Annotated in this window: 13 protein-coding genes and 1 tRNA gene; 8 read left to right on the top strand and 6 right to left on the bottom strand. The window is 56.3% G+C overall.

What is annotated here, in order from left to right; genetic code table 11:
• Window positions 1–15 precede the first annotated feature (15 nt).
• Window positions 16–1,932 carry an ATP-dependent helicase gene (locus G491_RS31115; protein ID WP_035219111.1) on the bottom strand — a complete coding sequence of 639 codons (1,917 nt, stop codon included), beginning with the start codon at window positions 1,930–1,932 and terminating at the stop codon, window positions 16–18.
• A 2-nt stretch (window positions 1,933–1,934) separates the two neighbouring features.
• Window positions 1,935–2,162 (bottom strand): hypothetical protein, encoded by a 228-nt coding sequence (locus G491_RS0116225; RefSeq protein ID WP_028315348.1) that lies wholly within the window; start codon window positions 2,160–2,162, stop codon window positions 1,935–1,937.
• Between the two features lie 175 nt (window positions 2,163–2,337).
• Here G491_RS0116225 and G491_RS0116220 point away from each other — a divergent pair, with 175 nt between their 5' ends.
• The 4 genes from G491_RS0116220 to G491_RS0116205 all read left to right on the top strand — a co-directional run bounded on the left by G491_RS0116220 (window position 2,338) and on the right by G491_RS0116205 (window position 8,463).
• A complete protein-coding gene (locus G491_RS0116220; protein ID WP_028315347.1) occupies window positions 2,338–3,546 on the top strand; it encodes an aminopeptidase in 1,209 nt (402 codons plus the stop codon).
• Complete coding sequence (priA, locus tag G491_RS0116215) at window positions 3,543–6,017, top strand: replication restart helicase PriA (protein WP_051327307.1); 2,475 nt, start codon at window positions 3,543–3,545, stop codon at window positions 6,015–6,017. Before G491_RS0116220 ends, priA begins: the two co-directional genes overlap by 4 nt.
• 42 nt (window positions 6,018–6,059) lie before the next feature.
• Window positions 6,060–6,530: a PaaI family thioesterase gene (locus G491_RS0116210; protein ID WP_028315345.1), complete on the top strand. Its 471-nt coding sequence runs from the start codon at window positions 6,060–6,062 to the stop codon at window positions 6,528–6,530.
• 694 nt (window positions 6,531–7,224) lie between these two features.
• A complete protein-coding gene (locus tag G491_RS0116205; RefSeq protein ID WP_028315344.1) occupies window positions 7,225–8,463 on the top strand; it encodes an iron-containing alcohol dehydrogenase in 1,239 nt (412 codons plus the stop codon).
• A 608-nt stretch (window positions 8,464–9,071) separates the two neighbouring features.
• On the opposite strand, the gene G491_RS0116200 is transcribed toward G491_RS0116205, so the two are convergent.
• Window positions 9,072–9,148 (bottom strand) — tRNA-Arg (locus G491_RS0116200).
• 103 nt (window positions 9,149–9,251) lie between these two features.
• On the opposite strand from G491_RS0116200, the gene tadA reads away from it, so the two are divergent.
• Genes tadA through G491_RS0116185 form a run of 3 tightly spaced genes read left to right on the top strand, consistent with a single transcriptional unit; the run spans window position 9,252 to window position 12,003 of the window.
• Window positions 9,252–9,722 carry a tRNA adenosine(34) deaminase TadA gene (tadA, locus tag G491_RS0116195; RefSeq protein WP_028315343.1) on the top strand — a complete coding sequence of 157 codons (471 nt, stop codon included), beginning with the start codon at window positions 9,252–9,254 and terminating at the stop codon, window positions 9,720–9,722.
• Window positions 9,715–11,007, top strand: coding sequence for an adenylosuccinate synthase (locus G491_RS0116190; RefSeq protein ID WP_028315342.1), 1,293 nt, complete (start codon window positions 9,715–9,717; stop codon window positions 11,005–11,007). The genes tadA and G491_RS0116190 overlap by 8 nt, the downstream gene beginning before the upstream one ends.
• A gap of 60 nt (window positions 11,008–11,067) precedes the next feature.
• Window positions 11,068–12,003 (top strand): GGDEF domain-containing response regulator, encoded by a 936-nt coding sequence (locus tag G491_RS0116185; protein ID WP_028315341.1) that lies wholly within the window; start codon window positions 11,068–11,070, stop codon window positions 12,001–12,003.
• A 771-nt stretch (window positions 12,004–12,774) separates the two neighbouring features.
• On the opposite strand, the gene G491_RS0116175 is transcribed toward G491_RS0116185, so the two are convergent.
• The 3 genes from G491_RS0116175 to G491_RS0116165 are packed head-to-tail and all read right to left on the bottom strand — an operon-like array spanning window position 12,775 to window position 16,359.
• Window positions 12,775–13,941, bottom strand: a complete 1,167-nt coding sequence (locus G491_RS0116175) for a (Fe-S)-binding protein (protein ID WP_015947595.1) — start codon at window positions 13,939–13,941, stop codon at window positions 12,775–12,777.
• A complete protein-coding gene (locus G491_RS0116170; RefSeq protein WP_028315340.1) occupies window positions 13,941–15,299 on the bottom strand; it encodes an FAD-binding oxidoreductase in 1,359 nt (452 codons plus the stop codon). Before G491_RS0116170 ends, G491_RS0116175 begins: the two co-directional genes overlap by 1 nt.
• Window positions 15,300–15,315: 16 nt before the next feature.
• Window positions 15,316–16,359, bottom strand: a complete 1,044-nt coding sequence (locus G491_RS0116165) for a (Fe-S)-binding protein (RefSeq protein WP_028315339.1) — start codon at window positions 16,357–16,359, stop codon at window positions 15,316–15,318.
• Between the two features lie 662 nt (window positions 16,360–17,021).
• On the opposite strand from G491_RS0116165, the gene G491_RS34070 reads away from it, so the two are divergent.
• Window positions 17,022–20,132, top strand: a complete 3,111-nt coding sequence (locus tag G491_RS34070) for a sigma 54-interacting transcriptional regulator (RefSeq protein ID WP_051327306.1) — start codon at window positions 17,022–17,024, stop codon at window positions 20,130–20,132.
• The last annotated feature ends 35 nt before the right edge of the window (window positions 20,133–20,167 follow it).

The raw sequence follows: 20,167 nt of genomic DNA, 5'->3' as shown, positions 1-20,167 counted from the left end.
AATTTTGATAAGGGGTTAGTACGACTCCCTCCTCAACACCGTTCTTGGAAGCCGTTCCAAAAACCGGGAGGGGCGATACAAATAGGTCATGGACGCCGCGTCGAAAACATCCGTGGGATGCACGAAAAACAGCTCCTTTTTCGCCCTGGTGGCCGCCACGTACATCAGGCGAAGCTCCTCTTCCAGGCTTTCGCCCTCTTTGGCCACGGCCTGGCGCGAAGGAAACCGGCCGTCCAAGGTCCATATGACGAACACCGCCTCCCATTCCAGGCCCTTGGCCGAATGGATGGTGGAAAGGACCATGCGGTCCGGCGGGGCTTCGCCCACAGCCAGGACGTCTTCCACTGTGCTGGTGGGAGGCTCCAGGGTGACGTCGTGAATAAACTTGGCAAGATCGGCGCCGTAACGCTCCATCATGGAGACAAGCTGGTCCAGATCCTTTTGGCGTTTGGGCCAGTTGTCAAAGTTGCTCTCCAAATAGGGACGGTAGTACTCCAAAACCTTCTTGCCGACGTCCGCCACCTTTTGTCCGGGCCGGGAAATATCCTTGATCAAATCCCGCAAAGCATTAAACCCGGATTTGTATGAAGGCGCAGGCTTGACGGCGGCCAGGCCCGGGCCGGAGCAGATTTTATCCGACAAGGTCTGGGCGGTTTTAGCGCCCACTTTATTCAACAGCAAAAGGGCGCGATGCCAGCTCAGCTTGTCCGTGGGAAAGGCGGCGATCCGCAAATGCACCAGCGCGTCCTTGATATGGGCGGATTCCATGAACTTGAATCCCCCGTATTTGACGAATTTGATTCCCGCCCGGGTCAGCTCCACTTCCAGGTCAAAGGACTGATACCCCGCCCGGAACAGGACGGCGATCTCCCGCAAGGGAATCTCCTGGCTTTGCAGCCTCTTGATTTCGTCCACCACGAAATGGGACTGGGAATTCTCATCCCGTGTACTTACCAGGACGGGCGCGGCCCCACCCTGGAGATTGGTGAACAGGGTCTTGCTGTATTTTCTGGTCGCCTGCTTGACGATCTTGTTGGTCACGTCCAGTACGGGCTGGTAGGACCTGTAATTCTCCTCAAGCCGGATGATTTTTGTGCCCGGAAACACGTCTGGAAAGCGCATGATGTTTTCAAAGTTGGCGCCCCGGAATCCGTATATGCTTTGGCAGTCGTCCCCAACCACCATGACGTTCTGGTGGCCCTCGCCCAGGTATCTGAGGATGTCCGCCTGAATCAGATTGGTGTCCTGGTACTCATCCACCATGATGTAATCGTATTTTTTGGATATGACGTCCCGGATTTCCGGCTCCGTGGCCAGCATAATGCGCATATGCAGCAACAGGTCGTCAAAGTCCATCAGGTTTTCCTGGGACTTGGTCATGGCGTACTGGGTGTACATCTCGTCCAGGATGTCTTTGTGGGGAATGAAGTGGTTGTATTCGGAAAACAGGATTTTTTCCACGCTCATGCCCGTGTTGGCGCTTCGGCTGAAAATGGACGCGACCGTCCCTTTACGAGGGAAGTTCCTCACGCCTTTGGGAACCAATTCCTTTTTCAGACGGTCGATGAGCGCTTCGCAGTCCGGCCTGTCCAGGATGACGAATCCCGGGTCAAAGCCCAGCTTAAAGGCGTAGCGCCTAAGCATCTGGTGCGAAAAAGAGTGAAACGTGCCGCCTGCGACGTCGTCGCAGTCCATGCCCAAAAGCACGCCCGCCCTTCGGAGCATTTCCTCCGAGGCTTTGCGTGTGAAGGTCAAAAGCAGGATGCGGGCCGGCGGCGCCCCGGAGTCCACCAGACGGGCCACCCGATAGGTCAGGGTGCGGGTTTTGCCGCTGCCCGCCCCTGCGATGACCAGCATGGGCCCCTCCAGGGTGGTTACCGCCTCGTACTGGGATTCGTTCAGGTCCTTTTCGTACTGGATATTGGATGCCATAATCAGGATTTTTCCTGGTAGTTGGTCAGGTCGGAAACAAAGTCCATGAAGTCCCTTTCGGCCAGGAACTTGGTGATGATTTTGTTCACCGCTTCGGACGTATCCACCCGGTATATTCCCTTGGCGTCGGCGCCTACAGCCTCCTTGGCCTTGGCCACAATGGTTTTCAGAGCCTCTACGGGAATTTCGATGTTGGCGTTGATAAGCAGGGTCTCGGTATTATCGCTCATGGGTTTCTCCCTTTTAATCTATGGAAATTGCTTGCGGTCTTGCGTTGCTGGAAGATAGTATGTAACTATTGATACCCTGTCAAGAAGGCGGGTTAACCATAGCGATAATGGCGTTTTCGTCCGAACTTCAAATAGCTGCACAGGCCTGCAAAAGGCGTTGTTTACGGAGGCGAGTATGGACCTTGAGTTGTTGAAGAAATATGCGCAGGTTTTCTGGTGGGGATTGACCACGGCCAGGGTGGATAAATACAAAAAAGGCGACTCCATTTTAGTCAGGTACGACCGGGCCGCCATGGAAACCGCCGAAGTCCTCCAGGCCATGCTTTTGGAGCAGGGCATGAACCCCATTCTCCGGATGAGCTACACCCCGACCATGGAACGGCAATTCTACGAGCTTTCCAGCAACAAGCAACTGGTGTTCATCCCACCGGGAGACGAGGAGCTTTTTCAGAACATCAACGGCAGCATCAGCCTGATTGCCCCGGAGTCTCTCACCCATCTGGCGCACATAGACTCCTCCAAAATGGGCAAGGCCGCCGTGGCCCGCAAGCCGTTCCGGGACATCCTGGACAAACGGGAGCAGGACGGCGCCTTCGGCTGGACCTTGGGCATTGTCCCGACTCAGGAACTGGCCAAGCAGGCCAAATTGTCCCTGAAAGCCTACACCGAGCAGTGGATCAAAGCCTGCCTGCTGGATCACGACGACCCGGCCAAGGAATGGCAAAAGCTGTTCAATCGCGCCACCAGCCTCAAGGCCTGGCTTAACGGGATGGATGTGGATTATTACCAGGTAAAATCCGCCAATACGGACCTCAAGGTCGATCCAGGCGAAAAACGCCGCTGGATCGGCATTTCCGGCCATAACATTCCCAGCTTCGAGCTTTTTCTCTCCCCGGACTGGCGCGGAACGGAAGGGGTGTATTTCGCCAATCAGCCCTCGTTCCGGAGCGGAAACTACGTCAAGGACGTCCGCCTGGAGTTTTCCAAGGGCAAGGTGGTGAAGGTTACGGCCAAACAGGGCGAGGATTTTGTGAAAAAACAAGTGGCCATGGATAAAGGCGCGGGCCGTTTGGGCGAATTCTCCCTGACGGACAGAACCTTCTCCAAAATCGACAAGTTCATGGCCAACACCCTGTTCGACGAGAACTACGGCGGCAAGTTCGGCAACTGCCACGTGGCCATCGGAGCCTCCTACGCCGACACCTACTCCGGGGACGCCAAGGAACTGGACGCCGACCTGAAAAAGAAATTGGGCTTCAATGACTCCGCCCTTCATTGGGACCTGGTGAACACGGAAAAGAAAACCGTCACCGCGCACCTGAAATCCGGCGAGTCCCTGGTCATTTATAAAGACGGCGAATTCACGGGCGCAACCGCCAAGTGAAGGAACCGGGAGTCAGACGGGGCGCCTCCCAACCTCAGGATGCCTATCTGGAGGTGGCTGTCGCCGCGCCTCTGGAGCAAACCCTGACCTACAAGCTGCCCCAGGATCAGGCGCCCCTTGCCGAGCCCGGCAAGAGGGTGCTGGTCCCCATGGGGCGGCGCAGGGTCACGGGCTATATCCTGGGGCCTGCACCCAAGCCCGAGGGCTTTAAAGCCCGGTCCATCCTGGATATCCTGGACGAGCTCCCCCTGTTTCCCGAAGCCATGGTTCCCCTTTTCCGGTGGCTGGCCGATTATTACCTCTATCCTCTGGGCCTGACCATCAAGGAATCCCTGCCTTCCGGCGTTAACCACCTGGAACTGGCCATGGTGCAAATCCTGCCTGAAGGGGAAAAAGCCCTGGAAGCCGGCCAGGCCAACCCCAAGGAACAGCGGTTTCTGGAAATTTTGCTGACTGCGGGCGCCACTGCCCAGAATCAATTGGTCAAAAAGGCGGGCAAAGGCGCTTCGGTCTCCACCATTTTGACCATGCAGCGTAAAGGCTTTGTGGAGATCAACCGGGTCATGCAAAAGGGCCGGGTCCGCTCCAAGACCGAAACCTATATAAAAGCCTTGAAAGATAAAAGCGACGCCCCGGCCCGGCAGAAATCCCGGCACAAGATCCTGGAAATTCTTCCCAAAGACGGGGAAATGGCCATGCGGGCCCTGAAAAAGGAGGTTCCGTCCGCGCCCCGTTGGATTTGGGAGATGGAGGAGGCCGGGGAAATCCAGGTGTTTGAAAAAGAGGTCTACCGCGATCCCTTCGGCGAGCCCATCCCGCCCGACGAAACCCGCTTCACCCTCACCTCCGAGCAGGAGGTCGCATACAAGGAAATCACGCAAGCCCTGGGCCGGGGATACAAATCCATCCTCCTCCACGGCGTGACCGGCAGCGGCAAGACCGAGGTGTATCTCCGGTGCGTGGAAAAAGCCCTGGAGCAAGGCCTTTCGGTCATTGTGCTGGTGCCGGAGATCGCCTTGATTTCCCAGATGCAAAGGCGCTTTTTGGCCCGATTCGGCGAAAAAGTGGCGGTGCTCCACTCGGGCCTGACCGACGGCGAACGCCTGGACCAGTGGATGCGCATCGTCCGGGGCCAGGCGCCCATCGCTTTAGGCGCGCGTTCGTCCATTTTCGCGCCGGTGAAAAATCTCGGGTTGGTCATTGTGGACGAGGAGCACGACGAATCCTACAAACAGGACAGCCGCTTGCGGTATCAGGCCCGGGACCTGGCGGTCATGCGATGCCACATGGAAAAAGCCGTGACCGTGCTGGGATCGGCCACGCCGTCCATATCCTCGCGGCATAATTGCGCCAACGGCAAATTCCAAAAGATCAGCATCAAAAACCGGGTGGCGGAGCGGCCTTTCCCGGAAGTCACCCTGGTGGATCTCCGCAACACAACCACAGGTCAAAATCGCTCCCTTTTGACCGACGTGCTTAAACATCATCTGACTGAAACCCTGGCGAAAAACGAACAGGCCCTGCTTTTCCTCAATCGCCGCGGGTTCGCCAATTTTCCGGTCTGCCTGGAGTGCGGCGGAACCATAACCTGCGCTCATTGCGACGTGTCCCTGACCTATCACCAGGAGGACGGCTGCTTCCAGTGCCACTACTGCGGCTTTTGCCAGGACATAACAAAAGGCTGCCCCTCGTGCGGCTCCCGCAAACTTAAGATGATGGGCATGGGCACGGAAAAGGTGGAAGACTCCCTCCGGTCCATGTTTCCGCAAGCCAGCATAGGCCGGCTGGACCGGGACACGGCCGCGAAAAAAGGCGGGCTGGTCTCGGTTTTGAAGGGCCTGCGAGAAAAAACCACGGACATCGTGGTGGGCACCCAGATGATCACCAAAGGGCATGACTTTCCCAACATCACCCTCGTGGGCGTGGTGTGCGCGGACCTCTCCATGGGATTTCCGGACTTCCGGGCCGGGGAGCGGACCTTCCAGCTATTGGCCCAGGTGGCGGGCAGGGCGGGCCGCGGCGAAAAGCCCGGCCGGGTGGTGCTCCAGACCTACAACCCGGAGCATTTTTGCATCACTACGGCCTGCGCCAACGATTATGACGCCTTTTGCAACGAAGAGCTAAAGTTCCGGCATCAATTGAAATATCCCCCTTTCGCCCGGCTGGCGCAAATCCGCTTCACCGGGGAGGATTCCAAGGAGACCGGCGCCTTCGCCAATTCCATAGGCGAGGAATGCCGCAAGCTCCTATGGGCTGAAAAAGCCTTTAAGAATTCCGTCCAGGTGTTGGGGCCCATCCCGTCGCCCATTGCGCGGATCGCTCGCATGCACCGGTGGCAAATGCTTTTGAAGGGGTTGGATCACAAGGCCTTTCGGGCATACCTGAGGCAGGTGAACCGGATCATCCAAAGCAAGGCCGGGGCCAAAGGCCCCACCGCCGTCATTGATGTTGACCCGGTGAACATGCTATAATTTTATTTTTCACCACCATTATTTTTACGGAAGGGTTTGCACATGGAAGACAAATTAGAGGCTTTTCAGGACTTTTATCCGGACGATTACTCCCATTGCTACGGCTGCGGCAGGCTGAACGAGCACGGCATGCAGATCAAAAGCTATTGGGACGGCGAAGAAAGCGTGTGCCGCATCCACCCCCGGGATTATTACACCGGCGGGATGAAGCACATTGTTTACGGCGGGCTTATCGCCTCGCTCATCGACTGCCATGCTGCTGGCACGGCCGCTGCCGCCAAGATCAAGGAGCTGGGCCAGGAAATGACCCGGGAGACCATGCCCCGGTTTGTCACCGCCAATTTGAATGTGAATTTTAAGGCGCCCACGCCCATTGGCGCGGAGATCGAGCTTCGGGGCAAGGTATTGGAAATCAAGGGCCGCAAAGTGACCATCGGCGTGGACTTGATCGCCGAGGGCATGGTCTGCGCCGAAGGCCAGGCCTTGATGATCCAGGTCAAGGAAACTCTGTAATAAGGGGTCAAGTCTTTGGTTGACTTTTGGCGGCCTGGAAAAGAGGTTTAAAAGTCAACCAAAGACCGACTTCCTAATATGAAATTTAAGTTACTGCATCTACGGTTTATGCGTTGTTAAGAGATGTCGCCGATCACAATTTATTTTTTATCATGCTGAAATAATTATATTTTGCTGTCTTATCCGCCTTCCAAAAGTTCTCAATTCGAATATTTCAAGAAGAGCGCACCATGGCTGAGCTATGCATTAAAATCCTATGTACAAGATATGAAATGTCCACAGTGGATATATTTTGTTATTCTGGATGTCTCTCAAAAGCCCTTTATTTGCGACCGGCCCTTTATGAGCGCGCCTTTTCCGCTTTTGACAGGGGTGTTCCATATTTACACCGGAATTCCAGTTTTCAGGGGTTATTTTCTGGAAGTAATTTAGGCAGATAGGCCGGGAAGACGTATTTTTTCTATCAAAGAATTCCCGCTTTGACCGGCCAGTGGCGGCATCGTTTTTTTTATGTTAACACCAGTCGAAATGAACGCCTTTCAGAGGCGTAACCGAGCTGTTTAATCCTGGCGGAACGGCGGAAGCCGCTTCGCCGCAAGCCGGAGGGGACCGCCGTCATTGCCGATGCCGGCGCGAGGCATGCCAAGTATACCGGATAGAATCGGCTTGCAACTTAACTTTAAGGAGGGGGATCATGATCTGGCAATTAAAAAAGGCTTACTACCGGACTTATCAATACGGATTGGGGTTGGGGATGAAAGTGTCTCCCTGGCTCGAGCCGGAAATCATAGACGGCCCGGACAGCGTTAAGAAACTTCCCGCTGTTATTAAGGAAAAGGGGTTTGAAAGGGTTTTGGTGGTCACGGACGCGGTGCTCATGGGACTGAACCTGCTCGACACGCTTTTTGAGGCTTTGAAGGCGGCCGGCATTCAATATTTCGTTTACGACCAGGTGCAGCCCAATCCGACCATTGCAAACATTGAAGGCGCGCTGGATGTATACAACGCGAACAAATGCCAGGCCATCATTGCGTTCGGCGGCGGATCTCCCATGGATTGCGCCAAAGTGACAGGCGCACGGGTGGCCCGTCCCGGGCGTTCGGTGGTTAAGATGAAGGGGCTGTTCAAGGTGATCCTTCCTGCTTTGAGAATGGGCTCTTTGCTTCCGCCTATGCTTTTTGCGGTGCCTACAACCGCCGGCACCGGCTCCGAGACAACCATCGCAGCGGTGGTGTCCAATCCTGAAACCCACGAAAAATTTCCGGTGGGGGACTTCGTCCTCCGGCCGCGGTACGCGGTTTTGGACCCCATGCTGACGCTGGACCTGCCTCCGCACATCACGTCTACGACAGGTATGGACGCCATGACGCACGCTGTGGAGTCCTATATCGGCAAGTTTTATAATAACGAAAGTACGCGCCTCAAAGCCATAAAGGCCATCCAGCTCATTTTCGACAATATCGAAAAAGCCTATAATAACGGCCAAGACGTGGAAGCCCGTGGCCAGATGCTGCGCGCGGCCTATGAAGCCGGGGTCGCCTTTACCCGCGGGGGCGTGGGCAACGTCCACACCATAGGCCACAATCTCGGCGGCATGTACGGCATTCCCCACGGCCTGGCCATGTCGGTCATCCTGCCTTATGTGCTCGATTGGTATGGCAAAATAATCCACAAACAGTTGGCGGAGCTTGCCGACATGACCGGCATCAGCGCCGCCGGCATGGACAAAGCCCAAAAAGCCAACGCATTTATTCAAGCCCTCAGGGATCTCAATAAGCGAATCGGGATTCCCGAGAAGTTCGAGCAAATTAAGGATGAAGACATCCCGCTGATTGCCGAGCGCGCATTGAGCGAGTGCAACCCCAACTATCCGGTCCCCAAGATCATGAAGCTGGAGGATTGCATGGCCGTCATTAAGTCGCTTCAGGCATAGATCCGGCGGACGGATAATTTTAGCCTGCCGAACATGCGGAAAAGAAAGAGGCCGCAAAAAACAACAGGGATCAGCCCGCTTGGGCCGATTCCTGTTGTTTTTAGTGCGCCCGGCAGGATTCAAACCTAAGACCTACGGATTGGATGCCGGATGCTCGTATCAGTCCGGAATCTCGGCGCCGCGACTTAAAATCTCGATGAAATCCGCGTACCTGTAAAAATGCTCGCAAGAAGGGGGGGGCTCGAACTGCACATGAGCGTCTGACTTTCCCCTCAAATATGGTTCTCTTTTATTTTAGCTTATCGCTTTATCCTAAAATAACGATACGGAAAGCAAGCAACAGGAAAATATTTAATGCGGTGATTGCAGATCATTTTCAATTGCTCAACAGCGGGATGGCTTAGGGTGTGCCCGCCTAAAGGCTATGGACGCTCCGCGGCGAAAGGTGTATATCCTTAATTATTAGGGCTCGGGGTTTTGGGATTCAAAGATTCGGTTGTAAATGCGGCGGTGGAAAGGGCCTGGGCGGACATAAGGGGATTGAACGAGGCTGTAGAGGCCTGAAAAACAAAAGGGATCAGCCCGCTTGGGCCGACCCCTGTTATTTTTGGTACGCCCGGCAGGATTCGAACCTGCGACCTACGGATTCGTAGTCCGGCACTCTATCCAGCTGAGCTACGGGCGCAAAAACTGGGACTGAATTATTCTCTTTCATGCCTTTTGTCAAGCCCCTATTAGGGTGAAAATATCGGGGACGAAAAAAAATTGTTTCCTGACAAAGGATTTTTATGGAAAAACATTCCAAATACATGCAAATGGCTCTTGACGAGGCCAAAACGGCATGGGATGAAGACGAGGTTCCCGTGGGCGCGGTTCTTGTATTGCCGGATCAGGACCTTATCATCAAGGCGCACAACCGGACCATTGGTCTGAACGACGCCGCCGCCCATGGGGAAATCCTGGCTCTGCGGGAAGCGGGCCGGGTTATCGGCAATTACAGGTTGTTAAACAGTGTGCTATACTGCACCGTAGAACCCTGCATCATGTGCATGGGCGCTGTGATTCACGCCCGCGTCAGCAAGGTGGTTTTCGGAGCGCCGGACCCCAAATGGGGCGCCTGCGGATCCTTGTACGACTTTGCGTCCGACCCGGGTTTGAACCATCATCCGGAGATCGTTTCCGGAGTGTGCGAAGAGGCGTGCCGGACGATCATGCAGGAATTTTTCCGTCTAAAAAGACAAGGAGCAAAAAGTGGCTAACATCGTAGTGGTTGGCACCCAATGGGGAGATGAGGGAAAAGGCAAGATCGTGGACATGCTGGCTGAAAAGGCCGACATGGTCACCCGTTTCCAGGGCGGAAACAACGCGGGACACACCGTGGTTGTGGACGGAACCCAGACCATCACCCACCTGATTCCTTCCGGGATTCTTCAGAACAAGACCTGCCTCATCGGAAACGGGGTGGTTGTGGATCCCAAGGTTTTGCTGGAGGAGGTGGACAAGCTCCTCGGCATGGGAGTGGAAATCAACGCGGATAACCTGCTTATCAGCGAACGCGCCCAGATTATCATGCCCTATCATCAGGCCATGGACCACGCCAGGGAAGCCAGAAAAGGCGCCCAGAAAATCGGCACCACCGGCCGCGGCATCGGCCCCTGCTACGAAGACAAGGCGGCCCGCAAGGGCGTCCGCTTTGTGGACCTGTTGGACCCGGAAGTGTTTGACTCCATGGTGCGGGAAGCCTGCGAGGAAAAAAACTTTCTCCTGACCGAATTTTTCAAGGCGGACCCCGTGGACCCGGACGCCATCATCGCCGAGTACACGGAATACGCCAAACGCCTGGCCCCCCACGTGGTCGACGTTTCCGTGGTTCTGAACCAGGGGATCAAAGAAGGCAAGCAGGTGCTTTTTGAAGGCGCCCAGGGCACCCACCTGGACATCGACCACGGCACCTATCCTTTCGTCACCTCCTCCAATACGGTGGCCGGCAACGTGTGCGCCGGCTCGGGCGTAGGCCCCGGCCAGGTCAACGAAGTGCTGGGCATTGTCAAGGCCTACACCACCCGGGTGGGCATGGGCCCCTTCCCCACGGAACTGGAAGACGAAGTCGGAAACCGGATCCAGGAAAAAGGCGCGGAATTCGGCGCAACCACCGGCCGCCGCCGCCGTTGCGGCTGGCTGGACATGGTCCTGTTGGAAGCCACGGCCCGTTTGAACGGACTGACCGGCGTGGCTATCACCAAGCTGGACGTCCTGGGCGGCCTGGATTCCTTGAGTATTTGCACCGCGTACGAATGCGAAGGCGAAACCCTTAATTTCTTCCCGGCCGACCTCAAGGTGCTTGCCAAGTGCAAGCCGGTCTATGAAACCATGCCCGGCTGGACCGAGGACATCTCAGGCGTCAGAAACTTTGACGACCTGCCGGAAAACGCCCGGAACTACCTGAACCGGGTGGAAGAGCTGTTGGGCGCGCCCATCAAGATTATTTCCGTCGGCCCCGGCCGCGATGAAACCATGGTCGTGAAGGATCCTTTTGCGGGATAATTCGCTGGACCTATAAATTATAGCCCACGGACGGGATCAACGGAAACGGAGAGAAGCTCCATGACGGATTTCAGGCACGCTGATATTTTGATTGTGGACGATGATATTGATGTCGGCAATACCCTCCTGAAGTTGGTCCTGGCCGCCGGTTATAACGGCGTCAAGGCGGAAAACGGCGAGCAGGCCCTGGAAATCCTGAAAAACAGGCAGGTGGACCTTGTGGTCACGGACATTGAGCTGCCGGACATACAGGGCCTGGAGCTGACCAATCTCATCACAAAGGAGCACGGCGCCGACGTCATTGTCATGACCGGCTTCGGCGAGCAGTACACCTACGAAGACGCCATCGAGCAAGGCGCCAGCGACTTTATTATCAAGCCCATCAAATTTTCCGAGTTGAGCCTGCGCATCAAACGGGTTCTGCGGGAGCGCGCCTTTGACCAGGAGCGGGAAAAGCTCATGGGCAAGCTCCAGGAACTGGCCGTTACGGACGGGCTGACCAAGCTGTATAACTCCCGCCACTTTTACGAAACCCTGGACGTGGAAATCCGCCGGGCCCGGCGCTATGGACGGCCCTTGTCCCTTTTGCTTTTCGACATCGACAAGTTCAAGAATTTCAACGACACCTACGGCCATATTGAAGGAGACCGCGCCCTGGCCCGCATAGCCAGGGCCGTGCAGGACTGCATCCGGCTCACCGATACTGCGTTTCGATACGGCGGCGAGGAGTTTACCGTGCTCATGCCGGAAACCGACGAGGAAGAGGCGTTGGGCGTTGGCCAGAGGGTGTGTGAAGAGGCGCGGGATCTGGTGCATCGCGTGGAGGACAAGGACGTGCATCTGACCATCAGCGTGGGCGTCACCCAGTGCATTCCCGGCGAAGACCTGGCCGACATGGTCAAAAGAGTGGATGAGGCCATGTACAAGGCCAAACGCGCAGGCGGAAACCAGGTGGCCGCGTTGTCCGCTCCGGGCAAGCCGGGGGGCGAGGCGTAGTTGCGCGGAAGACTGATACAATCCCTTATTGCTGCATCCCGAAAAATTGTTTGACATCTATTCCGGTCATAACCGTTTTAAAAAGAAAATTGACGCGAAAGCCGTTGGGTGGCCCAGGCAGCGCTGTTTGCTGCCTGGGTGCGATAGCACACAAGGTGCGGCCCTAAGGGCGGTTGAAATTGGGAGCGGCCGGCGGGCATGCAGAGCGGGTCGAAATTCTGCTCCTGTGTTGGGTAGATCGTTCGTTCGCAATATGATCTTAGATTCTACAGCCTGTGAGGTTTTACTGCATGTCGCGTTGCGACCCCGGCAGGATACTGCTCTGCCGGGGCTACCTACATACATGAAGCCGGATTTTAACCTTTATTGATTTGCGGCTCAATGTTGCCGTAGGACTTGCCTTGCTTTCAAGGCCCCTCGCACGTTTATCGGCGCCCACAGGGGGGCGCAACTACACTGCATCATCAGGCGAAGATGCTAAATAGTTTTGTAGTTGCAGGCCCCCGTGCCTGCCAGGAAAAGATTGGGCTATTCCTGATCGTCTGCTTTGGTCGCTGTAAGCCCCGGCCAAATGGATTTCTCCAAAACCTTCTTCCTTCCTTGCAGCCTTTCATTCTTGCTATCCGGAGCAGCATTGTTGTCAGCGCCTTGGAGAACTTCCAATCGTCCAAATGCAACTGGTGAATGGCATTTCCTTTATACAAAAAGAAATCCCAGAGCAGTTTAAACCACCCCGGGATTTCTTCATTTGTTTCAACAATGGCTGCGCCATTATGCGGTCAAGATTTCCGAAATATCCCGCACCTTGATTTTATCCTCCAGGCCTTCGGTTTTCACGGCGTCCTCCAGCATGGTCAGGCAGTTGGGGCAGGCCACGGCCAGGATATTGGCCTTGGTTTCGTCCGCCTCACGCGCCCGGATGCGGGCCGGGCTGTCCTCGCTGCCGCCCAGGAAGTCCGTGTAAAAGTTGCCGGCGCCGCCGCCGCAGCACAGCGCGCCTTTTTTATTGCGGGCCATTTCGGCAAAGGTCGCACCGGGAATGGCGGCCAGTACTTTTCTTGGGGCCGAGTATTCCTCGTTCCAGCGTCCCAAAAAGCAGGGATCGTGAAAGGTGATGCGGGCGTCCGCCTGCTCGGGCGCCTTGATCAGGCCTTTTTTAAGCAGGTTGGCCAGAATCTGGCTGTGGTGATAAACCTGGAACTCGCCGCCGAAATCCGGATACCGGTTTTTAAACACGTTGTAGGAATGGGGCGAGAGGGTAATGATTTTTTTCACCCCCAGATCGGTGAACATCTTGATGTTCTTTTTCGCCAGATCCTCCAAAAGGGCGTCTTCGCCCATCATTTCCACTTCGTTTCCGTCGGAAATTTCCTGCGAGCCCAGGACGCCGAAGGAAACCCCGGCCTTTTGCAGGAGTTTGGCGGTCGCCCTGGCCGCGCCTTGGGCCCGGGTGTCGTAGGAGCCTTCACATCCTACGTAAAAGAGGTACTCCTGATTCTTGTAGGGCTCCAGGTTCAGGCCTTCCATCCAGTCTTCGCGCCGCTTTGCGGCCATGCCGTAGGGATTGCCGTGCAACTGGACGTTCGTCAGGAACTCGCCCACGGCCTTGGGAATTTTCCCCTCGTCCACCATGGCGGTCTTGGCGGCGATGATCATGTTGACCACGTCGTCGTTAAAGCTGTGGGGGCATTTTTCCACGCAGTTTTTGCAGCCCACGCAGGAATAGACGATGTTGGCCAGGTTGGGGGACCATTCCAGCTCTCCGTTGAGCCAGGCGCGGATGAGCCACAGCCTGCCGCCGGCGGAGTAGCTTTCCAGGCGAAACCTGGCGTAAGGCGGGCAGTTGGTGACGTCGCTCCAATCCGTGGGGAACTTGCAGTATCCGCATCGAAAGCAGCGGTGAATCATATCCTTGTATTTGTATTCCATGAGATTCATTAGTCCACCTCCCAGTTGCCGGGGTTCATGATCCCATTGGGGTCGAGAATCTTTTTCACTTCCTTCATGAGGCGAAGAGCGCCCTGGTCCATGCGTTCGAGCATGAGTTTCTGGCCGAAAATAGCGGGCTTCCAAATGGTCCCGTTAATCTCCATGACCAGTTCATCCGTTTCGTGCAGCGCGTCCCTGGCGTGCTTGACTGTGGCGTCGTCCGCCCGGTTGAAGGCATAGGACCAGGAGAACATCATGCTGTGGCAGCTTCCGATAACCCGGCCAAGGACCGTGTACGGGATGAAATGCCGGCCGGAGATTTCCGAGCCCCGGCGATAGCATTCGGGATAGAACGACACGGGCACGATGGCGCCTACGTATTCAAAGCCGCCGCCTTTTTTCCAGTCCGCGGACTTGCTCACCTGGGGGCGGGTCCGTTCATCATAAAGCGACACAATGCCGCCCACCCCGCTTCGGATGTATTTGGCAAGCTGAACGTCGAAGGTCATGTGCCGCTTAAACTCCAGCTCCTCCTCCGAATCCCCGGTGTTGATGATGCTGATATAGTGCAGCCGGTTCATCATGGGCGGGATTTCCGAGCTGGTGGCGATGAGGTCTTCCGCCATGCCCAGGTGCGAGATTTCAAAGAGCACGTCCGGGACAAACTCCTCGTTTTCCACCACGAACATATTGTTTTCCCGGAATTTTTTGCAGGGATAGAGCTTGAGGGACACCTTGGTGATGATCCCCGTGGCGCCGTTCCAGCCCAGGAAAAGGCCGATGTCCGGCAGGGGATGCATGGTGTACCAGCCCGAACCCACGGCGCAGGACCCGAATCGGGCGATGTCGCCCGTGGGGAGCACCACTTCCAGGCCGTTGACCATGTCCGTATTGAACCCGTAGGGATGGGCCAGGTCCCCCTGGCCGTGAATGGCCAGGTTGCCGCCTACCGTGGCCGCCGGAGGCGCGCCCGGCTCGGAATGCATGAGGTTGGGGTGGTTCTTTTTCAAGTACGAGGTGATCTTGCCGTGGGAGATTCCCGCCTCCACCACGATGTACCGGCCCTGCTCGTTGACCTCCAGGATTTTATCCATGCGTTTGAGGTCGATGATGATGCCCCCCTTTTGAGGCAGGGCCAAGCCGGCCAGGGTCAGGCCGCCGCCCAGCGGAACAATGGGCGTTTTGGTTTCGTTGGCAAGCCGGACCACGGCCTGGAGTTCGTCCGTGGTCTTGGGCGCCACTACGTATTCGGGCCACAAGGGCTGGGATGTGCCCAGGTCCTTGGAGTAGGTGAACAACTCCTCCCGCCGGTCCGAGGCGTAATCCTCCCCCACTATATTGACTAATTCCTGTTGAATGGAACTCATGGTTTATCCCCCTTTTCTATCCGACTTTTTCGCCGATGGCCAGCCTGCACAGGTCGCTCATGAACAAGGGCATGATGCCCGCCTTGCTTACCGGCATGCCAAGGGTTTGCATGCAGGCAGGGCAGTTGAATACGCAAATCTGGCCGCCGGCCTTTTTCATGTCGTCGATGTTTTTCTTCTGGATTTCCGCGCAATAAACCCGGCTGCCCTCCTTTTTCTGACCCAGGATGGTGGCGCCGCAGCACATGGCGTTTTCGTCCTTGTATTCCCGGTCCATGTATTCCACGCCGATGAGGTCGAAAATCTTGGCGACGAATGGGTGCTTGTCGGAAGACAGGCGCGAGGAGCAGGGTCGCTGATACACCACCTTGTACCCCAGGGGCCTGATTTCGTCCTTCAGTTCCAAAAGCCGGTTGTACAAAAATTCAAAAAGGTGGATGGATTTGAACGGAACCTCGATCCCAAAAGCCGGGGCGTAGGAAGTGTATGTCCCGTAGCACTCGTCGTGAAAATGCACGATTTCCTTTGCCCCGTGGGAGGCCAAGGTTTGAATGATCCCGTCCAGGCGTTCGTTGATCACCGAGGTCTTGCCGTAATGCAAATACATCAACTGGCAGAAATAATGGAACATCTTGCGGGAATCGTGAGAAATGACGGGCAGCCCTTCAAAGAGTTTGCTCCCCTCCACCCGGCCGAGCAGCGGGCTGAACACCCCCATATTCAGAACCGTTCCCTCCATTTCGTCGATGACCGGCTCCCCCCTGAAGGGAATGCCCACCTGGACGCCGCTTTTTACCAGCGGATCTGGCAGGGGCAGCATGCCCAATTCCTCCTGCATTTTCACGATCAAATAAAAAGGATGGTTGCCGTTGGGGCAGTATTCCTCGCAAGCGTAACAGGTTACGCAGTCCCGAAGGACGAACGAGTCCTCCCCGTCGGCCAGTTTCAGGATCTCCGTGCGGGCCGTTTCCTGGTCGATATCCATGTGCTGGCACTTGACCAGGCAGTCTTGGGTATCGCAGGCCATGCACAGGTCCGGATCGAATTTCAATTCATACATGGACGCCTCCTGTGGTTGGGTGTGCAGATAGTCCGATTGGTTTGTTGTGCGTTTTGGTTGGTTGTCTTTCTTGCCGGCGTGTAAATAGGCAAGAAGGGCGCCAGGGGGCTTGATTCGTATTTCTTGTGTATTTAGTCGGTTAGTAATTAGCTGGACGACGATGCATCATATTTGACGTCTAAAGGCTAAATATAGCGTTTTTCTTGACTCCTGAAAAACGCCCGAGTACAGTATACCATGCAGCATCCGAACTGCAGGGGACGAGCCCGGAAATCTTATCCGAAATCTCAATCATCTCTTGGGGAGGCGTCCGGTGCAAAAGCCCGTCATCCCCGCAAGGCCGATCCGTTTTTTGGGATCGGCCGCAAGCGGGGACCCAGCGTCCTCTTTTTGATGATTCAGGAAAGACTCTTTATGCAACCTTTGGGGTTGGAAGCAACGGCCTGAAATCAAACAACTACTTTTGCGCCTATGGTCTGCCTAAATACCAGAGCCCGAGAATCATGGTCCCTTCCCCCCTGGCGGGGGAAGGACAGGATGGGGGGGGACGTAGTCGCGCGGTCCCCGCGCGGTAGTTGCGAGGTCTCCTCGCCGTAGTTGTGCGGTCCCCGCGCTGAAATTGATATATTCATTTAAAGCGCAATAACAAAGGAGAGGCGCCCATGGCCCCGATCTCGAAAAAAATCGCCCAGGAAAAAGTGCGGGAAGCCGTTTGTTTGTTCGAGAGGGACTTTTCCATAGACTGGATCATCGAACTCTCCGGCCAAAGGCCCTCCCTGGTCCTGGAAATCTTTGAACAAGCCATGGAGGACGGGTGGCTGGCGCCCAAAGGCGCCGGGAGCTACGCCCTGGCCGATCCTAAAATCCGCGACCACGTGCTGGCCGGCATGGGGCCGGGCCAAAGGGAAAAACGCTTTCGCAGCGCCGCCATGCTGTTTTTGAAGGAATGCCGGGAGAACGACCTGGACGCCTCTCATCTTGCGCCCTTTTTACTTCGGATACCCAACGACGAACAGGGCTGCGCCGGGCTGCTCTTGGCGGGGGACGCGTTCGTAAAGAAGTTTCAACCGGACAAGGCCCTGGAATGCTACAAAAAGCTCAAGGACGACTTGTTGAGGCTGGAAGGGCCGGCCATCGACGATTTGTTCATCCGAATGGCTTTGAAGACCTCCAAGGTTTCCACGGCCCGGCAAAGTACGGACGAGACGGCCGCCGTGCTTCGGGACGCCTTGGTGCGTGCGGAGAAACGCGGGGATAAAGCCTCCCAGGCGCTCATTCGCATGCACATCGCCAAGAACGAGTGGCTTTTAAACCGGTACGACGGCGCCTACGAAATTTTCAAGGACGGTTGGGCTCTGGCTCTGCAGTGCAACGAGCCCTGGCTCATGCGTTCGGCCCTGGCTTTCCGCACCTTTTTTCTTTTCTGGCAGGGCCGGTTCAAAGAGGTCGCAGCCCTGTACGAAACGGCCGTCTCAGATGTGGAAGCGCGGCCGGAAGGGGGATTTCCCCTGCTGGTCACCATCACGGCGGGCCAGTGCTACACCTTTACGGGCCAGATCACCCAGGGCCTGGGCATGTTGGACGCCATCCAGAAATCCTGCCTGGAAGCAGGCGACCTGCATACGGCCGCATTCGCCACAGGCTCCATTCACAACGCCTTGCACAGCATCAAGTCCACGGCGGAAACCCTGGAATACATCGAGGCGAACCACGCCGCCCTCAAGCAAAGCGGGAACAATTATATCGAAATGCTGGCCGACGGCTTTTTAGCCCATTTGTATTATCTGAAAGGCGACATCCGCCGCTCGGTGGCCGCCCTGAGGCGGTTCGTGCTAAAATGCCGGGAGGTCAACGTGGACGCCCTGCACCACAAGCCCCACTTGCTGGAGCTTTGCTGGGCCATGGAGCAAGGCAAGTATCCCCGCATGCTCAACCTTTCCCTGGATCGGGAAATCCAAAGCATCCTGGTCGGCCGGAACGTGTTTCTCAAAGGCCTGGCTTATCGCTATACAGCCCTGCTGCAGGCCTTCCATAAAGAGCCGGAAGAGGCCATCAGGCGATCCCTGGATCAATCCCTTAAGTGGCTGGAGGAGTCGGGCCACGAACTGGAAATCCTCCGCACCCGTATGGAAATCATACGCAGGCTTCTTTTGCAAGGGGAGGCCGAAGCGGCGCAAGGCATGGCGGACCGGCTGTCCGGCGTGTTGGAGCAGTATCACGAAGAAACCATTCCCCCGGACCTCAAACCCCTTTTTCGAACCAGGGCCTCCGCCCAAAGGCTGCTCTCCGGCATCTACAGCCTGGGCAATGACATGGCCTCGGTCCAGGACGGCAAGGAGCTTTTGCACAGCATCCTGTCAACGGTCAATCAGTTGACCGGCGCCGAGCGGGGGGCGATTTTCGTGGCCAATGAAGATCCCCACGGTCCGCTTATGAAGCTGCGGGCCTCCAGGAATTTAACCGCCGACCAGGTTGAACGCCCCGCATTTGAGCCTTCCATGCGTCTGATCCAACAGGCGGCCTCCCTGGGCGTGGACAAAAAATCTTTTATCCGCAAGGAATCCGGCCCCCCGGAGGAGTGGAGCGCCGGGTCCGGCGAGGCGGCCCGATCAAGCATTTGCGCGCCTATCATATTCAAAGGGAAAACCCTGGGCGTGCTCTATCACGACAACCGTTTGCTCAATTCCGCCTTCAAGGAGTCGGACTTTGAACTGCTTTCCTTTTTCGCGGCCCAGGCCGCAGCCGCCCTGGATAACGCCAACGCCCAGGAGGAAATCGAGCGCCTGAAAAGAGCCATGTCCCAGGGGAGGCGCATTCAATCAAGGCCGAGCTTTTCCCGGGATAATTACAAGGAGGTCATCGGAAAAAGCCAGGCCGTAAGCAAAATGCTGCATCTGATCGAGCAGGTGGCCGGGACCGGCTCCAACGTCCTCATCCTGGGCGAGACCGGCGTGGGCAAGGAGCTTGCCGCCAACGCCATCCACTATCAAAGCCAAAGGCGGGGCAAGGCTTTCGTCAAAGCCAACTGCAGCGCACTTACCGAAACCCTCATCAACAGCGAATTATTCGGCCACGAAAAAGGCGCCTTTACCGGGGCTTCCTCCCGCCGGATCGGCCGTTTTGAACTGGCCGACAAAGGGACCATCTTTTTGGATGAAATCGGAGACCTGCCCCTGGACGTCCAGGCCAACCTCCTGCGCGTGCTGCAAAGCAGCGAGTTCGAAAGGGTGGGCGGCAACGAAACCATCCGGTCCGACTTTCGGCTTATAGCCGCAACCAACCGGGATCTGGAAAGCCTGGCTGCGGGTAAGAGGTTCCGGCAGGACCTTTATTACCGGTTGAACGTGTTTCCCATCGTCGTGCCGCCTTTGCGGGATCGCAAGGAGGACATCCCCCTGCTGGCCGAGCGGTTCATCCGGGTTTTCGCCCAAAAAATGCAAATAGAGGCCAAAAAGATTTCCCGGGAGGAAATGAACAAGCTCCTGAAGTATCATTGGCCGGGGAACATCCGGGAGCTTGCCAACGTGATAGAGCGGGGCATGATTTTAAGCTCCGGCCCCCTGTTTCGTGCTCCGGATCTGGAAGACCAGGAAGACGGGCGCAGCCTGCACCGCCCCCACAGCCTGGAGGAAAACGAACGCAGCCATATTCTGTGGGCCTTGGAGCAAAAAAACTGGAAGGTGCGCGGCCCCGGGGGCGTCGCTGAATTCCTGGACATCAACCCCTCCACCCTCGCCGCCCGCATGAAAAAACTGGGCATAAAGCGTCCCTAAAGAAATGTCCTGCGTATAGAGGATTTGCCGCCAAT

The organism is Desulfatibacillum aliphaticivorans DSM 15576 (assembly GCF_000429905.1).
GTDB classification, from domain to species: Bacteria; Desulfobacterota; Desulfobacteria; order Desulfobacterales; family Desulfatibacillaceae; genus Desulfatibacillum; species Desulfatibacillum aliphaticivorans.
Note: the sequence above shows the minus strand (reverse complement) of the source record. Positions and strands in the feature narration are given on the sequence as shown.